We start from the raw sequence: 15,341 nt of genomic DNA on the forward strand, positions 1-15,341 counted from the left end.
CCACGTTCGCGCCAGTCGTGGTTCGATCAGTTCGGTACTTCGGCCTTCTGGTCGCCAACGGCCGGGAAGGCGCTGTTGACCTGCACGCCATTGAGAAGGTCGAGTGCGAGCTTGAGCTGCGCGTCATCCTTTGGGTCCGGCGGCACATAGGCCTGGCTGCCCGAGCCTTCTTCGCCGTCACCCTGCAGGTGGCCCTTGAGGCCGGCTTCGCCCTTGGTCTCGACCGCCTCGCCCTTGAGCTCGTCCGGAAGCTTCTGCAGAAGCTCGATGTCCGGGGTGATGCCCTTGGCCTGGATCGAAACGCCCGACGGCGTGTAGTACCGTGCCGTCGTCAGCCGGATCGCGCCGTTGGCGCCGAGCGGAACGATGGTCTGCACCGATCCCTTGCCGAAGGAGCGCGTGCCGAGAAGGGTCGCCCGCTTGTGGTCCTGGAGGGCGCCTGCGACGATTTCCGAAGCCGAGGCCGAGCCGCCGTTGATCAGCACGATCACGGGCAGGCCTTCCGCCAGATCGCCCGAGCGGGCATTGTAGCGCTGCGTCTCGGCAGTGTTGCGGCCACGGGTCGAGACGATCTCGCCGCGCTCGAGGAACGCGTCCGATACGGCGATTGCCTGGTCGAGCAGGCCGCCCGGATTGTTGCGCAGATCGAGAACGACGCCCTTGAGCTTGTCCGGGCCGATCTCTTTCGACAGCTCGTCCATCGCGTCCTTGAGGCCGTCGAAGGTCTGTTCGTTGAACTGCGTGACACGGATGTAGGCAACATCGCCCTCGGCGCGCTGGCGCACCGAGCGGATGCGAATGATGTCACGGGTGATCGAGAGCTTGAGCGGCTTGGCCTGGCCTTCGCGCCGCACGGTCAGCTCGATGTCGGTGTTGACCGGCCCGCGCATCTTCTCGACCGCGTCGGACAGCGTCATGCCCTGGATCTGCTCACCGTCGATATGGGTGATCAGGTCGCCGGCCAGAACGCCGGCCTTGTACGCGGGCGTGTCGTCGATCGGCGTCACCACCTTGACGAGGCCGTCTTCCATGGTGACCTCGATGCCGAGACCACCGAATTCGCCACGCGTCTGCACCTGCATGTCGCGGAAGTGCTTCGGCGACAGGTAACTCGAATGCGGGTCGAGCGAACTCAGCATGCCATTGATCGCCGACTCGACCAGCGCCGCATCGTCGGGCACCTCGACATAGTCGGAGCGGACCCGCTCGAACACATCGCCGAACAGGTTGAGTTGGCGGTAGGTGTCCGAGGCGGCGGCATTGGCAACGCCGCTCATCTGCACGGGCATCTGCGACAGGGCGGTCACGGTCGCACCACCGATGAGAGCACCGACCACCAACAGGGAAGCTTTCCGAATCATCCGCGAACCTTTTCCTCTTCGGGTCGAGCCCACCACGCGGTGGGATCGATCGAAACGCCGTCTTTTCTAAACTCTACATAAAGCACCGGCTGAAGCGCCGATAGATCAAGCGTTGCCGCGCTGGCTACGCGCGTCTCTCCCATGACGGCAACGGGTTCGCCGGCGAGGACGAACTGTCCCTGCTCGACACTGGTCCGCTCCATTCCCGCCAGGAGAACATGATATCCATCGCCTACATTCAGGATCAAGACCTGCCCGTAGGATCTGAAGGGTCCTGCATAGACCACCCAGCCGTCCGAAGGGGCAACGACCTGAGCTCCCGTGCGGGTCGCGATCGACCTGCCCTGGGTCATGCCGCCGAACCCGTCGTCGACGCCGTAGTCGCGCAGCACCGCGCCGGTCACCGGCAGCGAGAGCGTGCCCTTCGTCTGGGCAAAGGGCACCGCCGGAGCCAGACGCCCGGGGTCGCCGATCGCGCCGCGAAGGCCGCCTGCCGCGCTTGCCTGCTTCGCCGCTTCCGCCGCCTTGCGGGCGCTTTCGATGTCGCTTTCCAGCGATGCGATGAGTTCCTTGAGCGTACCGGCCTCGCCGGCGAGCCTCTCCGAACGGGCCTGCTCCTCGGCAAGCCTGGCCTCGCTCTGCTCGCGCTCCCGCCGCTTCGAGGAGACCAGCATCTCGACACGGGCACGCTCCTCGGCGAGGCGCTTGCCATCGGCGACGAGGCGGTCCCTTTCGGCTGCGCTCGACACCTTCAGCTGGCGCAGCGACGCCAGATCGGATGCCAGCGCCTGGGCCTCGAGATTGAGCTCGGGCATGACGGAATTCAGCACCAGAGCGCCACGCACCGCCGACAGTGCGTCTTCCGGCCGGACCGCGAGTGCGGGCGGCGGATGCCGACCGATCCGCTGAAGGGCGGACAGGACCTCGGCCAGTACATCCTGACGTTCGACCAGCGAGGCGCGCACCTTGTCCTCATTCTCTCCGAGGCGGCGCAGACGGTCTTCCGTCGCCGCCAGTTGCTCTTCAAGCCGTGTTACCCGCTGCGCGGTGCGCAGGAGGTCGGCGTTGAGTGCTTGCCGGTCGCGCTCGATGGAGCGGATTTCCCGGGCAAGCGCGGATTGCCTGTCGCCCGAAAGCGTCAGATCCTTCGTCAGCGCCGCCAGCTCGGCTTCCCGTTTCGCCTTGCGTTCGGCAAGCGGCAGATCCGGATCGGCGACCGTGATGTCCCCGGTAACGGATGCGCCGGCATCGGCGCTTTTTTCTTCTGCGCCGGCCGTCTCGATGTCGGCGGCCCCTGGCGCTGTTTCCTGGGCGGTCGCGAGCCTCGTCGAAGGCCCCGTCGCGGTCACGATGGCCGCGATGGCCCCGGCGCTCACGAGCCGCAAGCACATCCGCAGGGGACCTGATTGGTTCTCGCGCATTCACCACTCCGCCTGCGCCAGTTGCGCAAGCCATGGCCCGGGCGTCGCATCGGGCCGGTGCCGGTCCTCCGCCGCGGGCGATAAAACAGTGATGAGCTTGCCCCAGCTTGGTTAACGAAGCGTCAACCCTAACGAAAGGTAAACCGTTTAATCCTGCCTGCAAGGCAAGGCGTAGACGAGAAATGGGGCGGAATACGGGCAGTATTGCAAGGGCTGCGGCCGGTACTTGCTGTCGGCCGGCTCAGCCACCGCGATGATAGGGATGACCGGAGAGGATGGTGGCCGCGCGGTAGATCTGCTCCGCGATGAGGCCGCGCACGATCTGGTGAGGCCAGGTCATCGGCCCGAGCGCCAGCACCAGACGCGCTGCGTCGACCAGCGCGGAACCATGTCCGTCGGGCCCGCCGATCACAAAAGCGAGATCGGCCGTGCCCGCGTCGCGCAGGTCGGCGACCCGGGATGCGAAATCCTCGCTCGACATGGTTTTGCCGGTCTCGTCGAGCGCGACGATCACCGCGCCTGCCGGCAGCGCGGCAAGAAGCGCGCGCGCTTCCTCCGCCTTGCGGTCGGCGGCGCGCTGGGCACGCGATTCCGGCAGCTCGATCATCTCAAGCGGGCCGAGCGACACGCCGCGCCCGCCCTTGGTGACGCGCTCGCTGTAGCGGGAGAAAAACTCGCGCTCCGGCCCGGCTTTCAGTCGGCCGATGCAGGCGATGTGAAGACGCATCAAGGCTCCGTCGGGATTGGTTTGCGCGCCCGCGCCAAAGGAGAAGGCGACGGCACGCGGGCCGCTGCACCCGCGGTGCGCTTCCTCGTCCAGGAGGTCGCCCGGCCGTTTGGCCCGCCGACTCCGTTCGCCGGTCGCGTTCGACCGGCGAGCCGCCTGTTCCGGTTGTTTGCCGCGCCTGCTTCGGGCGCGTCAGCCCGCGTAGTGCACCGGTGCCGTCATGTCCGCCGACCACATCTTCTCGATGTTGTAGAAGGCGCGCACTTCCGGGCGGAAGACGTGAACGATCACGTCTCCGGCGTCGATCAGCACCCAGTCACACTGGGGTGCGCCCTCGACCTGGGCGGTGCCGTGGCCGGCCTCCTTGAGGTCGCGGGCAAGGTGATCGGAGATCGCGCCCACATGACGGTGGGAGCGGCCCGAGGCCACGATGACCTGATCGGCCATCGAGGACTTGCCCGTGATGTCGATGGTGACGATCTCTTCCGCCTTGGAATCCTCCAAGGAGGCGAGGACGGTTTCGAGCAGGCTTGCACGCTGATGCGTGCCGGCTGCTGCGGGGTGAGGTGTGGCGCTGGTCGCCCCCTCGCTCTCAAAGGTCATGTTCAGACGTATAGCCTTTCGTGCCGTTCGTCGGCTCCATCCATCGGCGGCCTGCTCGAGGCTGTCGCGGCACGGATCCGGTACACCGGTTCGCGCGCATGCGCGACTCTGCCGGTGTCAGTGTATAGAGTGACGTTGCTTTGCAGCGTTTTCAAGACTTGGCGGTTTTCTCTTGTCCGAGAGCCTTTCCGTTGCGTTTCCGGGCCTGCCGGATCTGTGTTGACGAAGCGGCATCCCGGGGGCCGTGGAGGAACACCCAGGCCGGCGGGGCGACCTGTGCGAGAAGGCTGGCGTCGCGCTCGGGCATGCGACAAGCGGCAAAGCTCTGGGCCATCGGCGACCAGAGCGGTGCAAGCGTTGCTCCGGGGCGGTCGATGACGGCGACGGGCACTTCCCCAAGAATTCCGCGCCAGTCCTGCCAGCGGTGGAAGCCGGAGAGATTGTCCGCGCCCATGATCCAGACGAAGGAGAGGCGCGGGCGCATCTGCTTCAGCCGGGCGATGGTGCGCGCGCTGTAGCTCGAGCCAAGACCTGCTTCCAGCGCGGTGACCTTCATGCGCGGATGCTTCGCCAGGGTCTTGACGTCGGCGATGCGCGCCTCGAGAGAAGCGAGTTCGCCGTGGTCTTTCAGCGGGTTGCCCGGCGTCACCAGCCACCAGACCTGATCCAGGCCCAGCCGCTTCAGCGCGATCTCGGCAACCAGACGGTGGCCCGAGTGCGCCGGGTTGAAGGAGCCGCCGAACAGCCCGATAGCGTTGCCCGGTTCCGCGTGCGGGATGCGCAGGGCCTGCGCCCCGTCCCGAAGGGCAGCCGTCATCCCGGCACCGGCATGCGCGCGGTTTCCATTCAGGCCCGCACCTGTCCGGTGCCGCGCACCCGGTACTTGAAACTGGTGAGCTGTTCCACGCCGACCGGTCCGCGCGCGTGCATCCGGCCCGTGGCGATGCCGATTTCCGCCCCCATGCCAAACTCGCCGCCATCGGCGAACTGGGTCGAGGCGTTGTGCGTGAGGATCGCCGAATCGACCTGTGCGAAGAACTGTTCCGCCGCCGCCTGATCGCTCGTGACGATGCCATCGGTGTGGTGGGATCCATAGGTCTCGATATGGTCGATGGCGGCGTCAAGGTCGTCGACGATTCGCACCGAAACGATTGCGTCGAGGTATTCCGTCCGCCAATCCTCCTCGCTTGCCGGCACTGCGCCGGGGAAGCGGGCGCAGACTTCCGCGTCGCCACGGATCTCGCAGCCGGCCTCGGCAAGCGCGGCACAGATCGGCACGAGATGGGTGTCGGCGACGGCCTGCTCGACCAGCAGCGTCTCCATTGAGCCGCAGATGCCGGTGCGCCGCATCTTGGCGTTGCGGGCGATTGAAACCGCCATGTCGAGATCCGCCGCCGCGTCGATGACCAGATGGCAGAGGCCCTCGAGATGGGCGAAGACCGGCACGCGCGCTTCGCTCTGGACGCGGGCGACGAGGCTCTTGCCGCCGCGCGGGACGATCACGTCGAGCGCGCCGTCGAGCCCCTTGAGCATCTCCCCGACGGCGGCGCGGTCGGCGAGCGGAACGATCTGGATGGCGTCTTCCGGCAGTCCGGCCGCCGCAAGGCCGCGCACGAGCGCCGCGTGGATGGCGAGGTTCGAACGGATGGTGTCCGAGCCGCCGCGCAGGATGACCGCGTTGCCGGCCTTGAGGCAGAGCGCGCCGGCATCTGCTGTCACGTTCGGCCGGCTTTCGTAGATGACGCCGATGACACCGAGCGGCGTGCGCACGCGCTCGATCCGCAGGCCGTTCGGCCGTTCCCAGGATGCTGTCACCTCACCGACCGGATCGGCAAGCGCTTCGATTGCCTCGAGCCCGGCGGCAATGGCCTCGACGCGCTCGTCCGTCAGCGTGCCACGGTCGAGGTAGGCCTCGGTCTGGCCGTTCGCCGTCATCGCGCCGATATCCTCGGCGTTGGCCGAAAGGATTTCGGCGCGCGCGGCGCGTACTTCCGCCGCCATTGCCTTGAGAGCTGCGTTTTTCTGCGCGGCCGGAAGGGTCGCGAGCCGGCGTGCCGCCTTGCGCGCGCGTTTGCCCATGTCGTGCATCAGCGTGGCAATGTCTGTCGCTGCCTGTTGCGTTGCCCGATCAAGCATGGCTGCTGTCCCCTTCCGTCTCGTCGCCGGCTGTATTGTCATGCGTGTCGTTTGCCGGCAAGTTTCCGAGCGTGCGATCGCTTAGCACGAGATCGTCGCGATGTACCATTTCCGCGCGCCCCGCATGTCCCAGGATGGCCTCGATCTCGCGGCTGTTGCGGCCGACCAGAAGCCTGGCCTCAGGATGATCGTAGGCGACAAGGCCGCGGCCGATGTCGCGGCCGTCGGGATCGACGATCCTGACCGCATCGCCGCGCGAGAACTCGCCGTCGACGCCGCGCACGCCGGCGGGAAGCAGGCTCTTGCCGGAAATCACCGCCTGGATCGCGCCGGCGTCGAGCTGGAGCGCGCCGCGCGGCTCCAGGTGCCCGCCGATCCACGCCTTGCGCGCGTTTGCCGGTGTCGAGCGGGCAGCGAACCAGGTCGCGCGTCCGCCGTCCTCGATGGCGCGCAACGGATTGAGCGCCTTGCCGCTGGCAATCGCCATTTCGGTTCCCGCCGAGGTCGCGATCTTGGCCGCGTCGATCTTCGTGCGCATGCCGCCGCGCGACAGTTCCGATCCCGCCGCCCCGGCCATCGCCTCGATCTCGGCGGTGACGGCCGCGACCTCGGGCAGGAAAACCGCCAGCGGGTCGTTCGCCGGTGGCGCCGTGTAGAGACCGTCGACATCGGACAGCAGCACAAGACAGTCGGCGCTGGCCATTGTCGCAACGCGCGCGGCCAGTCGGTCATTGTCGCCGTAGCGGATCTCCGACGTCGCCACCGTGTCGTTCTCGTTGACGATCGGCACTGCGCTCAGCTTCAGCAGCGTGTCCAGCGTCTCGCGTGCGTTGAGGTAACGCCGGCGCTCCTCCGTGTCGCCGAGGGTCAGGAGCACCTGGCCGGCGATAAGCCCGCGCGCGCCGAGCGCTTCGGCATAGGCGCGCGCCAATGCGATCTGCCCGACCGAGGCGGCCGCCTGTGCCTGCTCGAGCTTGAGCGCCCCGCGCGGCAGCGACAGCACGCCCCGCCCCAGCGCGATGGCGCCGGACGAGACGACGATGATCTCGGCACCGGCGCGCGACAGCATGGCGAGATCGTCGGCCAGCGCATCGAGCCAGGCACGCTTCAGCTTGCCGTTTTCGACGAGCAGCGCCGAGCCGATCTTGACGACGATGCGCCTGTAGCGGGAAAGCCGGCCGGCGGCCGCGCGGGAGGAGGGGACGGACATGGACGTTTCACTTCGAAATGGCGCCCGTGGCCAGGCGCGAGAGACTTGGGAACTCCGGTGGCGCGGCCGTTATGGCCGCCATTGATCGGCTGGCACCGATGGCACGGAATTCGCCTCGTCCTCGCGGTCCTTGTCGATCGCGCGCTGGATCATGCGCAGGGTCCGGTCGATGTTCTCGCCGCTCGCGGAGGAAATCAGGATCGGCTTCTGGCCGCAGGCCGCCTCTAGCGCCGCAGCCTTCTCCTCGCGTGTTTCGGGGTCGAGCGCATCGACCTTCGAGAGCGCCACGACCTCGGGCTTTTCGTCCAGGCCGTTGCCATAGGCGGCGAGCTCGCCGCGCACCACGCGGTAGGCCTCGGCCGGGTCGTCCTGGGTGCCGTCGACCAGATGCAGCAGCGTGCGGGTGCGCTCCACATGGCCGAGGAACCGGTCGCCGAGACCGACGCCGTCATGGGCACCCTCGATCAGGCCGGGAATGTCGGCGATGACGAAGCCGCGTCCGTCGATCTCGCAAACGCCGAGGTTGGGATGAAGCGTGGTGAAGGGGTAGTCCGCGATCTTCGGCCGGGCGGCGGAGACAGCCGCCAGGAAGGTCGACTTGCCTGCATTCGGCATGCCGACGAGCCCCGCGTCGGCGATCAGCTTCAGCCGCAGCCAGATCCACTTCTCCTCGCCCTCCAGGCCCGGATTGGCATGGCGCGGAGCCTGGTTGGTCGAGGACTTGAAATGGGCATTGCCGAAACCGCCGTTGCCGCCCTTGAGCAGCAACAGGCGCTCGCCCACGCGGGTCATGTCGGCAAGGACCGTGTCATTGTCCTCCTCGAGGATCTCGGTTCCCACCGGTACCCTCAACAACACGTCGTCGCCCTTGGCGCCGGTGCGGTTGCGGCCCATGCCATGCATTCCGGTCTTGGCCTTGAAATGCTGGTGGTAGCGGAAGTCGATCAGCGTATTGAGCCCGTCGACGCATTCGACGAAGACGTCGCCCCCGCGTCCGCCGTCGCCGCCGTCGGGGCCGCCGAACTCGATGTACTTCTCGCGGCGGAACGAGACCGCTCCCGCCCCGCCGTCGCCGGACCGGACGTAGATCTTCGCCTGGTCGAGGAATTTCATGTGTTGTTCCGTTCGCGTCTTTCGCCGTCGGCGATCAAAGAGGGGGAGGCCGTCGCGGTCAAGCCGCGCCGGCCCGGCGGCGCCCGTCCGGGGCCACCTTCGATATCGTGTCTCGTGCCGCGCGCCCGTGAAGACGCCGGAAGGCAAAGGCAATAGCCGATCACCGGGCTTTCGTCCAATGCCGCCGGTGTGTCCGGCCTCAGGCGGCCGCCGCCGGCCGCGCGAAGGTGTTCCGGTCGCAGCGCATCACCAGGCTTTCCTTCTCGTGCCCGAGCGGCCTGGACCAGCTCGTCATGTGTCCGGCCTGGCGGAAGCCGAGCCTGGCGAGAAGCCGCTGCGAGCGCGGATTGTCCGTGAACACCCGCGCCGCAAGGGCTTGCACGCCACCGGCCTCGAACGCCCATTCGCAGGCCGCCGCGACCGCTTCCGTGCCGTAGCCAAAGCCCTGGAAGGGACGTCCGATCCAGTAGCCGATGCTGGGACCGGCCGGTGTGTCCGGCAAGAGCTTCTCCGCCGAGATCGCGACCACGCCGATCATCACGCCGCCGAGCGTGATCGCGAAATCCGCTTTCCCGCCAACTGGATCGGCAAGAGTTGCCTGCGCGAGATAGGCTTCGCTCGCACCGTCCTCATAGGGCCATGAGGGGGAGGTAAGCCAGCGAACCACCTCGAAATCGCGGCCGCACAGGGCCTCGACCGCCGCTGCGTCCGCAAGCGCGAGCGGGCGCAGGACGAGACGTCGGGTCGTCAGCGCCAGCGCCGCCGCCCCGGGCTCCGTCAGGCGTGTTCCAGACATGTGTCTCTCCCCCACTGCTTGAGGGCACGCCAGGTGCTGCGTTCCAGCAGGAAGCGGTCGACGGGAACCGGTCCGCCGGCGCCTCTCGACACCATCATGCCCTGGTCGGCATACTGGAAGCCGCACTTGACGAGGACGCGCCGTGAGGCGGGGTTCGTCACCCGCGCCGCGCCCGCCAGCCGTTCCGCCGGTGTCTTTGCGAAGACGAAATCGACGACCGCATGGGCGGCTTCGGTGGCGTAGCCCTGACCCCAGAACGGCTCGCCGATCCAATAGCCCAGATGCATCGGGCCGTCGTCGTCGAGGGGCCCGAAGCCGGCCGTGCCAATGAACCGGCCGGTCGACTTCAGGCGGATTGCGAAGCGGGCTCCCAGAGCCGAGCTGTGGGCCGCGTTGGCCACGAAATTGCGGCCGTCGGCAAGCGTGAAGGGGTGGGGGAGGCTCTTGACCATCGTTGCGATACGACGGTTGTTGGCGAGAAAGACGATGTCTGCGATGTCGTCCGGGCGCGGCATATCGAGCCGCAGCCGGTCGGTTTCCTGCGGCAACACTGCCGCCTCCAGACTCTCGTCGTCTAAGCTATCCTCAAGATCCGCAACCATGGTGTTCTCCGGCGATCGGCATGAAAAAAAAGGGGGAGATGGCGACCCATCTCCCCCTCGATCTCTCGCGATCGTGCCGGTTCTTGATCAAACCGCCGGGTCGATGGGACGCCGGCGGGTTACAAGAAACACGTCGGCGTTACTCTGCTGCGTCTACGAGTGGCGTGACGGAAATATACGTTCGCTTGTTGGCTTTCGCCTGGAACGTCACGGCGCCCTCGATGACTGCAAAGATCGTATGATCCTTGCCCATGCCGACGCCCGTGCCCGGATGCCACTTCGTGCCGCGCTGGCGCGCGATAATGTTGCCCGGAATGACGCTCTCGCCACCGAACTTCTTGATACCGAGGCGGCGGCCGGCGGAATCGCGGCCGTTACGGGACGAGCCACCTGCTTTTTTATGTGCCATGACGAAACTCCTCGTCGAATGTCTCTGTGCGTGTCGAAGGAAAGACGCGCCGTTTCCGGTACGCGCCGCAGCCGATTACTTGGCTGCGAGTTCCTTCGCCTGCTCGACCCAGTTGTCGCGATCGATACGGCCCTTGAACGAAAGGGCGTCGTCGACGCGGGCGATGTCCTCGGCCGTGAAGGCCTCGATCTGGGCATAGGTCGTGATGCCGAGAGCGTTGAGCTTCTTCTCGAGCACCGGACCGACGCCGGAAATCTTCTTCAGGTCGTCCGCCGCGCCCTGGGGAGCGGTGAACAGCACCGGCAGATCAGCCTCGGCGGTCTCGGCCTTGGCGGCTTCGGCCTTCGGAGCGGCCTTCTTCTTCGCGGCCGGCTTGGCGCCACCGGTCAGAATGTCGGTGATCTTCACCAGCGTCACGCTCTGACGATGGCCGTTGCGGCGGCGCGAATTCTGGCGGCGACGCTTCTTGAAGATGATGATCTTGCGCGTGCGGGCCTGGTCGACGACCTCGCCCACGACGCTCGCGCCCTCGACGAGGGGAACGCCGATCATGGTGTCGGTCTCGCCGCCAACCATGAGCACTTCGTCAAAGGTCACCGTCTCGCCCGGCTCGCCGGCAAGCTTCTCGATCTTCAGCACGTCATCCTGGGCAACGCGGTACTGCTTGCCGCCCGTCTTGATCACTGCGAACATGTCTCGCACGTCCTTCTTTTCGTTTTCTGGTTTCAGTCGGCATCTGCATGCTCCGGTCCCGCTTTCGGGAGATCGGAAGGCATGAGGCCGGCCGGCCCGCAACTCGTACCCTGTGGCGCCCCTGGCCGGTCGGGAAGACCCGTTCCGGGAGGGGACTTTGGGAAGGTCCACAAGACCGCCGGCGTGTCCGGCCGGGCACCCTCATAAGGGAAAGCCGGCGCGGCCTGCGCTTGCGGTCGAACGTGGACCCTACCGTCCATCGCCCGCGCGCTGTCTCCTGACGGAGACGTCGGTTGCGGTGGGCTGGAGGGCGGCGAAAAGCCTCGGGCGACGACATGAGGGTTTACACCCCCTTTTGCGAAGCAGCGCGACTATACGGATCCATCTTTCAAAGTCAATTGCGCGCGCGCTGAAATCTGCCCTTTCGCGCCGGGCTCCGCATCGCCGGGAAAGGGCGCACTCCCGCGCTTTAACGCCCTGTCCGGTCTGGGAAAAACGGATGTTGCGGCGAATGCTCCGGACGATCCCGCAGCGCCTTGGCGACAAAGCTCTGGAAAATTATCGACCTCCCCCTTGTGCCCTGCTCCGGTCTTCGTTATGTAGCCTTCCACTCGAGACCACGACATCTCGTCTATGCGGAGAGGTGCCGGAGTGGTTGAACGGGGCGGTCTCGAAAACCGTTGAGCGCGCAAGCGTTCCGAGGGTTCGAATCCCTCTCTCTCCGCCATTTTCCCTTTTTTTGACAGATGTCAGGCCCGGCGCGCGTCAAGCGCGCGGGCGATGCCGCGTGGCTGTCCCGAGCAATTTCCCGATTCAGTCTTGCGGAAAATACCCAAGATCTGCCGACAGCTTCGCGGTGAACGCGGTGAGCTGCGGGATCGCGCTGCCCTCGGGGCGCAGGTCGATGGTCGGGCTTGGGCCGATCAGCGTCACGCCGAGCTGCAGCGTGCCGGTGTGGTCGAACACCGGGGCGGCCACGGCGCTGACGCCGGGGATCGGGATGTCGACCGTCGTCTCGAAGCCCTGCGCGCGGATCGTCTCGAGCCTGGCGCGGAACCAGGGCTCGTCGATGCGATAATGCGCGCTCTGGGACCGGTCGAGCGCGGCGAATTCCGCCCGGATCATCTCGTCGGTGCGCGCCGCGGGCAGGAAGGCGGCAAAAAGCCGGCCCGTCGCCGTCAGGCTGAGCTGAAAGATGTTGCCGGGGCGTACGTAGGAATGGATCAGCTTCGGGCTGTCGCGCACATAGACGATTGTGGTTCCGTGCGCCCCCCAGACCGAGATCGCGACCATGAGCTCCGTTGCCTCGGACAGTTCGCCGATGCGGCGGATGGTTTCCGGATAGGCGTCCTGCCCGCGCAACCGGGCAAGGCCCAGCTCCAGCGCGAAGGGACCGAGCGTATAAAGAGCGCCCTCGATCTGCTCGACCATGTCGGTGTTGCGCAAGCTGACCAGATAGGGATGAAGCTGCGAGGGGGCGATGCCGGTGGCGTCGCTGAGCTCGCGCAGCTTCATCGGCCGCACGTTGCGGGCGAATGCGCGCAGAATGGCTCCGGCCGTTTCCACGGTCTGGACGCCGCGCTGGGGCTTGGCAGGTTTTTGTGCGCTCATTCGTTCGTCCGTTCTGCGCCCGTGCGCGTGCCCGTTTCGGGTCAGATACCTAGCGACTGGGTCGGGGGCGCGCAATCTCGCCTTTCAGGTCAAGCGAGATGGCAAGTCCCAGCGTCGCCAGGAGCACGCTTGCCCATTGCAGCGGCCCGGGCCAGACGCCCGCGAAGGGGATCGCCATGAGCACCGCCGTCGGCGGCACCAGCGCCGAGAACAGTGCCGCGCGCCCCGCGCCGAGCCGCAAGACGGTTGCCGCCTGGATCATGAACGCGAGCGCTCCGCCGATGACCCCCTGGAAGACGGCCTGCGCCATCCATTGGCCCGCCGGCAGGTCGGGCACGCCGCCCTGAATCAGCCACACCGGGCCGTAGGCGATCAGCGACACCGTTGCGATGCCGGCGGTCGTGCGAACCGGATCGAGACGCCAGCGGCCCATGGCGAAGACGTAGCACCCCCAGAGTGTGCCGGAGGCGATGAAACACAGGTCGCCGACGAGGACCGAAAGCCCTTCGGTCTTTGGCGGAGGCGCATCGAGCGCGATGGCGACGAGCCCGGCCAGCAAGATGGCGATGCCGAGAAGGCGGTTGCCGCTCGGCCATTTGCGGCCGGTCAGATGCACCAGGGCATTGGCTGTCAGCATCGAGAAAGCGGGACTGATCACGACCGCGTGGCTGAGCGGGGCATGCTGGAAGCCGGCGTTCAGCAACAGCGAGAAACCGGGGCCGACGAGCGCGGCAAGCACGAGAACCTTGCCAAGCGGAGGCTGCTGCGCGCCGCGTGCGAACACCAGCACCGGCAGGAGCAGCAGGGCTGCGACGCCGAAACGCAGAACTGTCAGGTCTGACGGCCGGAACCCGGCCGCCTGGCCGAGTTCCGATCCGACGTTGAAGACCCCCCAGGCAAGGGAGGCGGCGCAGCCGAGCGCGACGCCTCCCGCCAGTCCGTTCCTGTCAGTCATTCGCTCCGGCCATGTGGTGCGCGGCGATCCAGCCGAACGTGAGCGCGGGGCCGAGCGTGATGCCGCCGCCGGGATAGTTGCCGCCCATGATCGAGGCCGCATCGTTGCCGGCCGAATAGAGACCCGGGATCGGCCGGCCGGCCTCATCCAGAACCTGTGCGTTCTCGTTGGCCTTGAGGCCAGCGAAGGTGCCAAGGTCGCCGACATAAAGGCGAACGGCGTAATAGGGGCCGTTCTCGAGCGGTGCCAGGCACGGATTCGGCCCGTGGTCGGGATCGCCCAGCGAGCGGTTGTAGCTCGTCGTGCCCTTGCCGTACTCGGTGTCCTCGCCGCGCTTGGCGTCCGGGTTGAAGCGGGCGACGGTGCGTTCCAGTTCAGCCGGGTCGGCGCCGATCTGGCGGGCGAGATCGGCGAGCGTCTTGCCCTCGATCAGGTAGCCGTCACGGATGTGCCTGGCGAAGGGGACCGGAGATGGCTTGGCAAAGCCGAGGCCGTACTTGCGGAAGGCGCGGTGGTCGGTGACGAACCAGGCGGCGATTTCCGCCTCCTCGCCGCCTTCCTCCCGGCAACGCTTCACCATCGCCTGACAGAAGTCGTGGTAGCTGTTGGCCTCGTTGACGAAACGGCGGCCGGACCGGGTGATGGCGATGACGCCCGGCTTCGAGCGGTCGACGAAATGCGGGAAGGTGCCGAGCGTGCCGTCGCCGCGCGGCGGCCGCGAGATCGGCACCCAGGCGGCGGAATGGGGCAGGGAGGTGTCGACGGAAGCGCCGACGCTCTCGCCGAGCCGCAGTCCGTCGCCGGTGTTGCCCGGAGGCGCCGGCGAGACATGCTCATAGCCCGAGGGCGAATGCGGCATCAGCTCCTTGCGGCGCACCGGATCCTGCGGGAAGCCGCCGGCCGCCAGCACCACGCCCTTCGACGCATAGACCTCGACAGGGCCATCCGGCTTGTCGATGCGTGCTCCGATCACCCGGCCTTTGTCGTCGCGCAGGAGCTGGCGCACGGGGGCGGAGGTCCAGATCGGCACGCCCTTGTCGAAGGCCGATTTCGCCAGCCGTGCCACAAGCGCATTGCCATTCATCAGCCGCATCGGCCGTCCGTGGAAGGCCATGTCGCGCAGGAACTTCAGGAACAGCTTGGCGACATAGAAGGCGGAGACCGGCGAGCGCGTCACATTGAAGAAATGCAGCAGCTCCTTGCCGGAGCCGATCATCATGCCGAGGAAGGTGATTTCCTGCAGCGGCGGGCGCAGACGGCGGATTTCGGGTCCCAGCTCCCGGCCGTCGAAGGGGCGCGCGACGATCGAGCGGCCGCCGTCCATGCCGCCGGGCGCGGTCGGGTGATAGTCGGCGAAGAACGGGCCGAGGTCGAACTGCAGCGATGTCTCGCTCTCGAAGAAATCGACCGCCTTGGGGCCGGAATCCAGGAACGCGGCCACGCGCGCGGCGTCGAAATGCGCACCGGTCTCGTGCTTCAGGTAGGTCAGCGCCTTCTCCGCGCTGTCGTCGACGCCCGCACGCCGGGCCGGCGCATTGCAGGGGATCCACATCCAGCCGCCGGAGCGGGCGGTGGTGCCGCCAAAGACCGGCTCCTTCTCCGCCACGATGACGTTCAGCCGGCGATGCGCGGCGGAAACCGCCGTCGCGAGGCCGCCAGCGCCGGAGCCGACGACCAGCACGTCAGTGTCGATACGCTTCATTT

At 67.1% G+C, this 15,341-nt stretch carries 15 protein-coding genes and 1 tRNA gene; 1 reads left to right on the forward strand and 15 read right to left on the reverse strand.

What is annotated here, in order from left to right; all coding sequences use genetic code 11:
- Window positions 1-26: 26 nt before the first annotated feature.
- The 12 genes from ACN0WF_RS06405 to ACN0WF_RS06460 form a co-directional block, all read right to left on the reverse strand.
- Window positions 27-1,361 carry a S41 family peptidase gene (locus ACN0WF_RS06405; RefSeq protein ID WP_417771968.1) on the reverse strand — a complete coding sequence of 445 codons (1,335 nt, stop codon included), beginning with the start codon at window positions 1,359-1,361 and terminating at the stop codon, window positions 27-29.
- On the reverse strand, window positions 1,358-2,782 hold the full coding sequence (locus tag ACN0WF_RS06410; RefSeq protein ID WP_417771969.1) for a murein hydrolase activator EnvC family protein: 1,425 nt from the start codon (window positions 2,780-2,782) through the stop codon (window positions 1,358-1,360). The genes ACN0WF_RS06405 and ACN0WF_RS06410 overlap by 4 nt, the downstream gene beginning before the upstream one ends.
- A gap of 241 nt (window positions 2,783-3,023) precedes the next feature.
- Window positions 3,024-3,509, reverse strand: coding sequence for a 23S rRNA (pseudouridine(1915)-N(3))-methyltransferase RlmH (gene rlmH / locus ACN0WF_RS06415; protein ID WP_417771970.1), 486 nt, complete (start codon window positions 3,507-3,509; stop codon window positions 3,024-3,026).
- A 192-nt stretch (window positions 3,510-3,701) separates the two neighbouring features.
- Window positions 3,702-4,112 (reverse strand): ribosome silencing factor, encoded by a 411-nt coding sequence (gene rsfS / locus ACN0WF_RS06420; protein ID WP_417771971.1) that lies wholly within the window; start codon window positions 4,110-4,112, stop codon window positions 3,702-3,704.
- Window positions 4,113-4,263: 151 nt separating this feature from the next.
- Window positions 4,264-4,929, reverse strand: a complete 666-nt coding sequence (locus tag ACN0WF_RS06425; RefSeq protein ID WP_417771972.1) for a nicotinate-nucleotide adenylyltransferase — start codon at window positions 4,927-4,929, stop codon at window positions 4,264-4,266.
- 29 nt (window positions 4,930-4,958) lie between these two features.
- A complete protein-coding gene (locus tag ACN0WF_RS06430) occupies window positions 4,959-6,248 on the reverse strand; it encodes a glutamate-5-semialdehyde dehydrogenase (protein ID WP_417771973.1) in 1,290 nt (429 codons plus the stop codon).
- A complete protein-coding gene (proB, locus tag ACN0WF_RS06435) occupies window positions 6,241-7,458 on the reverse strand; it encodes a glutamate 5-kinase (RefSeq protein WP_417771974.1) in 1,218 nt (405 codons plus the stop codon). Before proB ends, ACN0WF_RS06430 begins: the two co-directional genes overlap by 8 nt.
- Window positions 7,459-7,527: 69 nt before the next feature.
- Window positions 7,528-8,571 carry a GTPase ObgE gene (obgE, locus tag ACN0WF_RS06440; protein ID WP_417771975.1) on the reverse strand — a complete coding sequence of 348 codons (1,044 nt, stop codon included), beginning with the start codon at window positions 8,569-8,571 and terminating at the stop codon, window positions 7,528-7,530.
- A gap of 199 nt (window positions 8,572-8,770) precedes the next feature.
- Window positions 8,771-9,367, reverse strand: a complete 597-nt coding sequence (locus tag ACN0WF_RS06445) for a GNAT family N-acetyltransferase (RefSeq protein WP_417771976.1) — start codon at window positions 9,365-9,367, stop codon at window positions 8,771-8,773.
- Window positions 9,349-9,969, reverse strand: coding sequence for a GNAT family N-acetyltransferase (locus ACN0WF_RS06450; RefSeq protein WP_417771977.1), 621 nt, complete (start codon window positions 9,967-9,969; stop codon window positions 9,349-9,351). Before ACN0WF_RS06450 ends, ACN0WF_RS06445 begins: the two co-directional genes overlap by 19 nt.
- A gap of 139 nt (window positions 9,970-10,108) precedes the next feature.
- The gene (rpmA, locus tag ACN0WF_RS06455) at window positions 10,109-10,378 is read right to left on the reverse strand and encodes a 50S ribosomal protein L27 (RefSeq protein ID WP_417771978.1); all 270 of its coding nucleotides are present in this window, start codon (window positions 10,376-10,378) and stop codon (window positions 10,109-10,111) included.
- A 75-nt stretch (window positions 10,379-10,453) separates the two neighbouring features.
- Window positions 10,454-11,071: a 50S ribosomal protein L21 gene (locus ACN0WF_RS06460; RefSeq protein ID WP_417771979.1), complete on the reverse strand. Its 618-nt coding sequence runs from the start codon at window positions 11,069-11,071 to the stop codon at window positions 10,454-10,456.
- 637 nt (window positions 11,072-11,708) lie between these two features.
- Here ACN0WF_RS06460 and ACN0WF_RS06465 point away from each other — a divergent pair.
- Window positions 11,709-11,798, forward strand: a tRNA-Ser gene (locus tag ACN0WF_RS06465).
- 86 nt (window positions 11,799-11,884) lie between these two features.
- Here the strand turns inward: ACN0WF_RS06465 and ACN0WF_RS06470 are convergent.
- From ACN0WF_RS06470 to ACN0WF_RS06480, 3 genes are read right to left on the reverse strand one after another with little or no spacing between them, the layout of a single operon-like run.
- Entirely contained in the window at window positions 11,885-12,682 is a 798-nt protein-coding gene (locus ACN0WF_RS06470) for an IclR family transcriptional regulator (RefSeq protein ID WP_417771980.1), read from the reverse strand.
- A 49-nt stretch (window positions 12,683-12,731) separates the two neighbouring features.
- The gene (locus tag ACN0WF_RS06475) at window positions 12,732-13,637 is read right to left on the reverse strand and encodes a DMT family transporter (protein ID WP_417771981.1); all 906 of its coding nucleotides are present in this window, start codon (window positions 13,635-13,637) and stop codon (window positions 12,732-12,734) included.
- Window positions 13,630-15,339, reverse strand: coding sequence for an FAD-dependent oxidoreductase (locus tag ACN0WF_RS06480; RefSeq protein WP_417771982.1), 1,710 nt, complete (start codon window positions 15,337-15,339; stop codon window positions 13,630-13,632). Before ACN0WF_RS06480 ends, ACN0WF_RS06475 begins: the two co-directional genes overlap by 8 nt.
- Window positions 15,340-15,341: the final 2 nt, after the last annotated feature.

The sequence above is a fragment of the Stappia sp. genome, assembly GCF_048268045.1.
Taxonomy (GTDB): Bacteria; Pseudomonadota; Alphaproteobacteria; order Rhizobiales; family Stappiaceae; genus Stappia.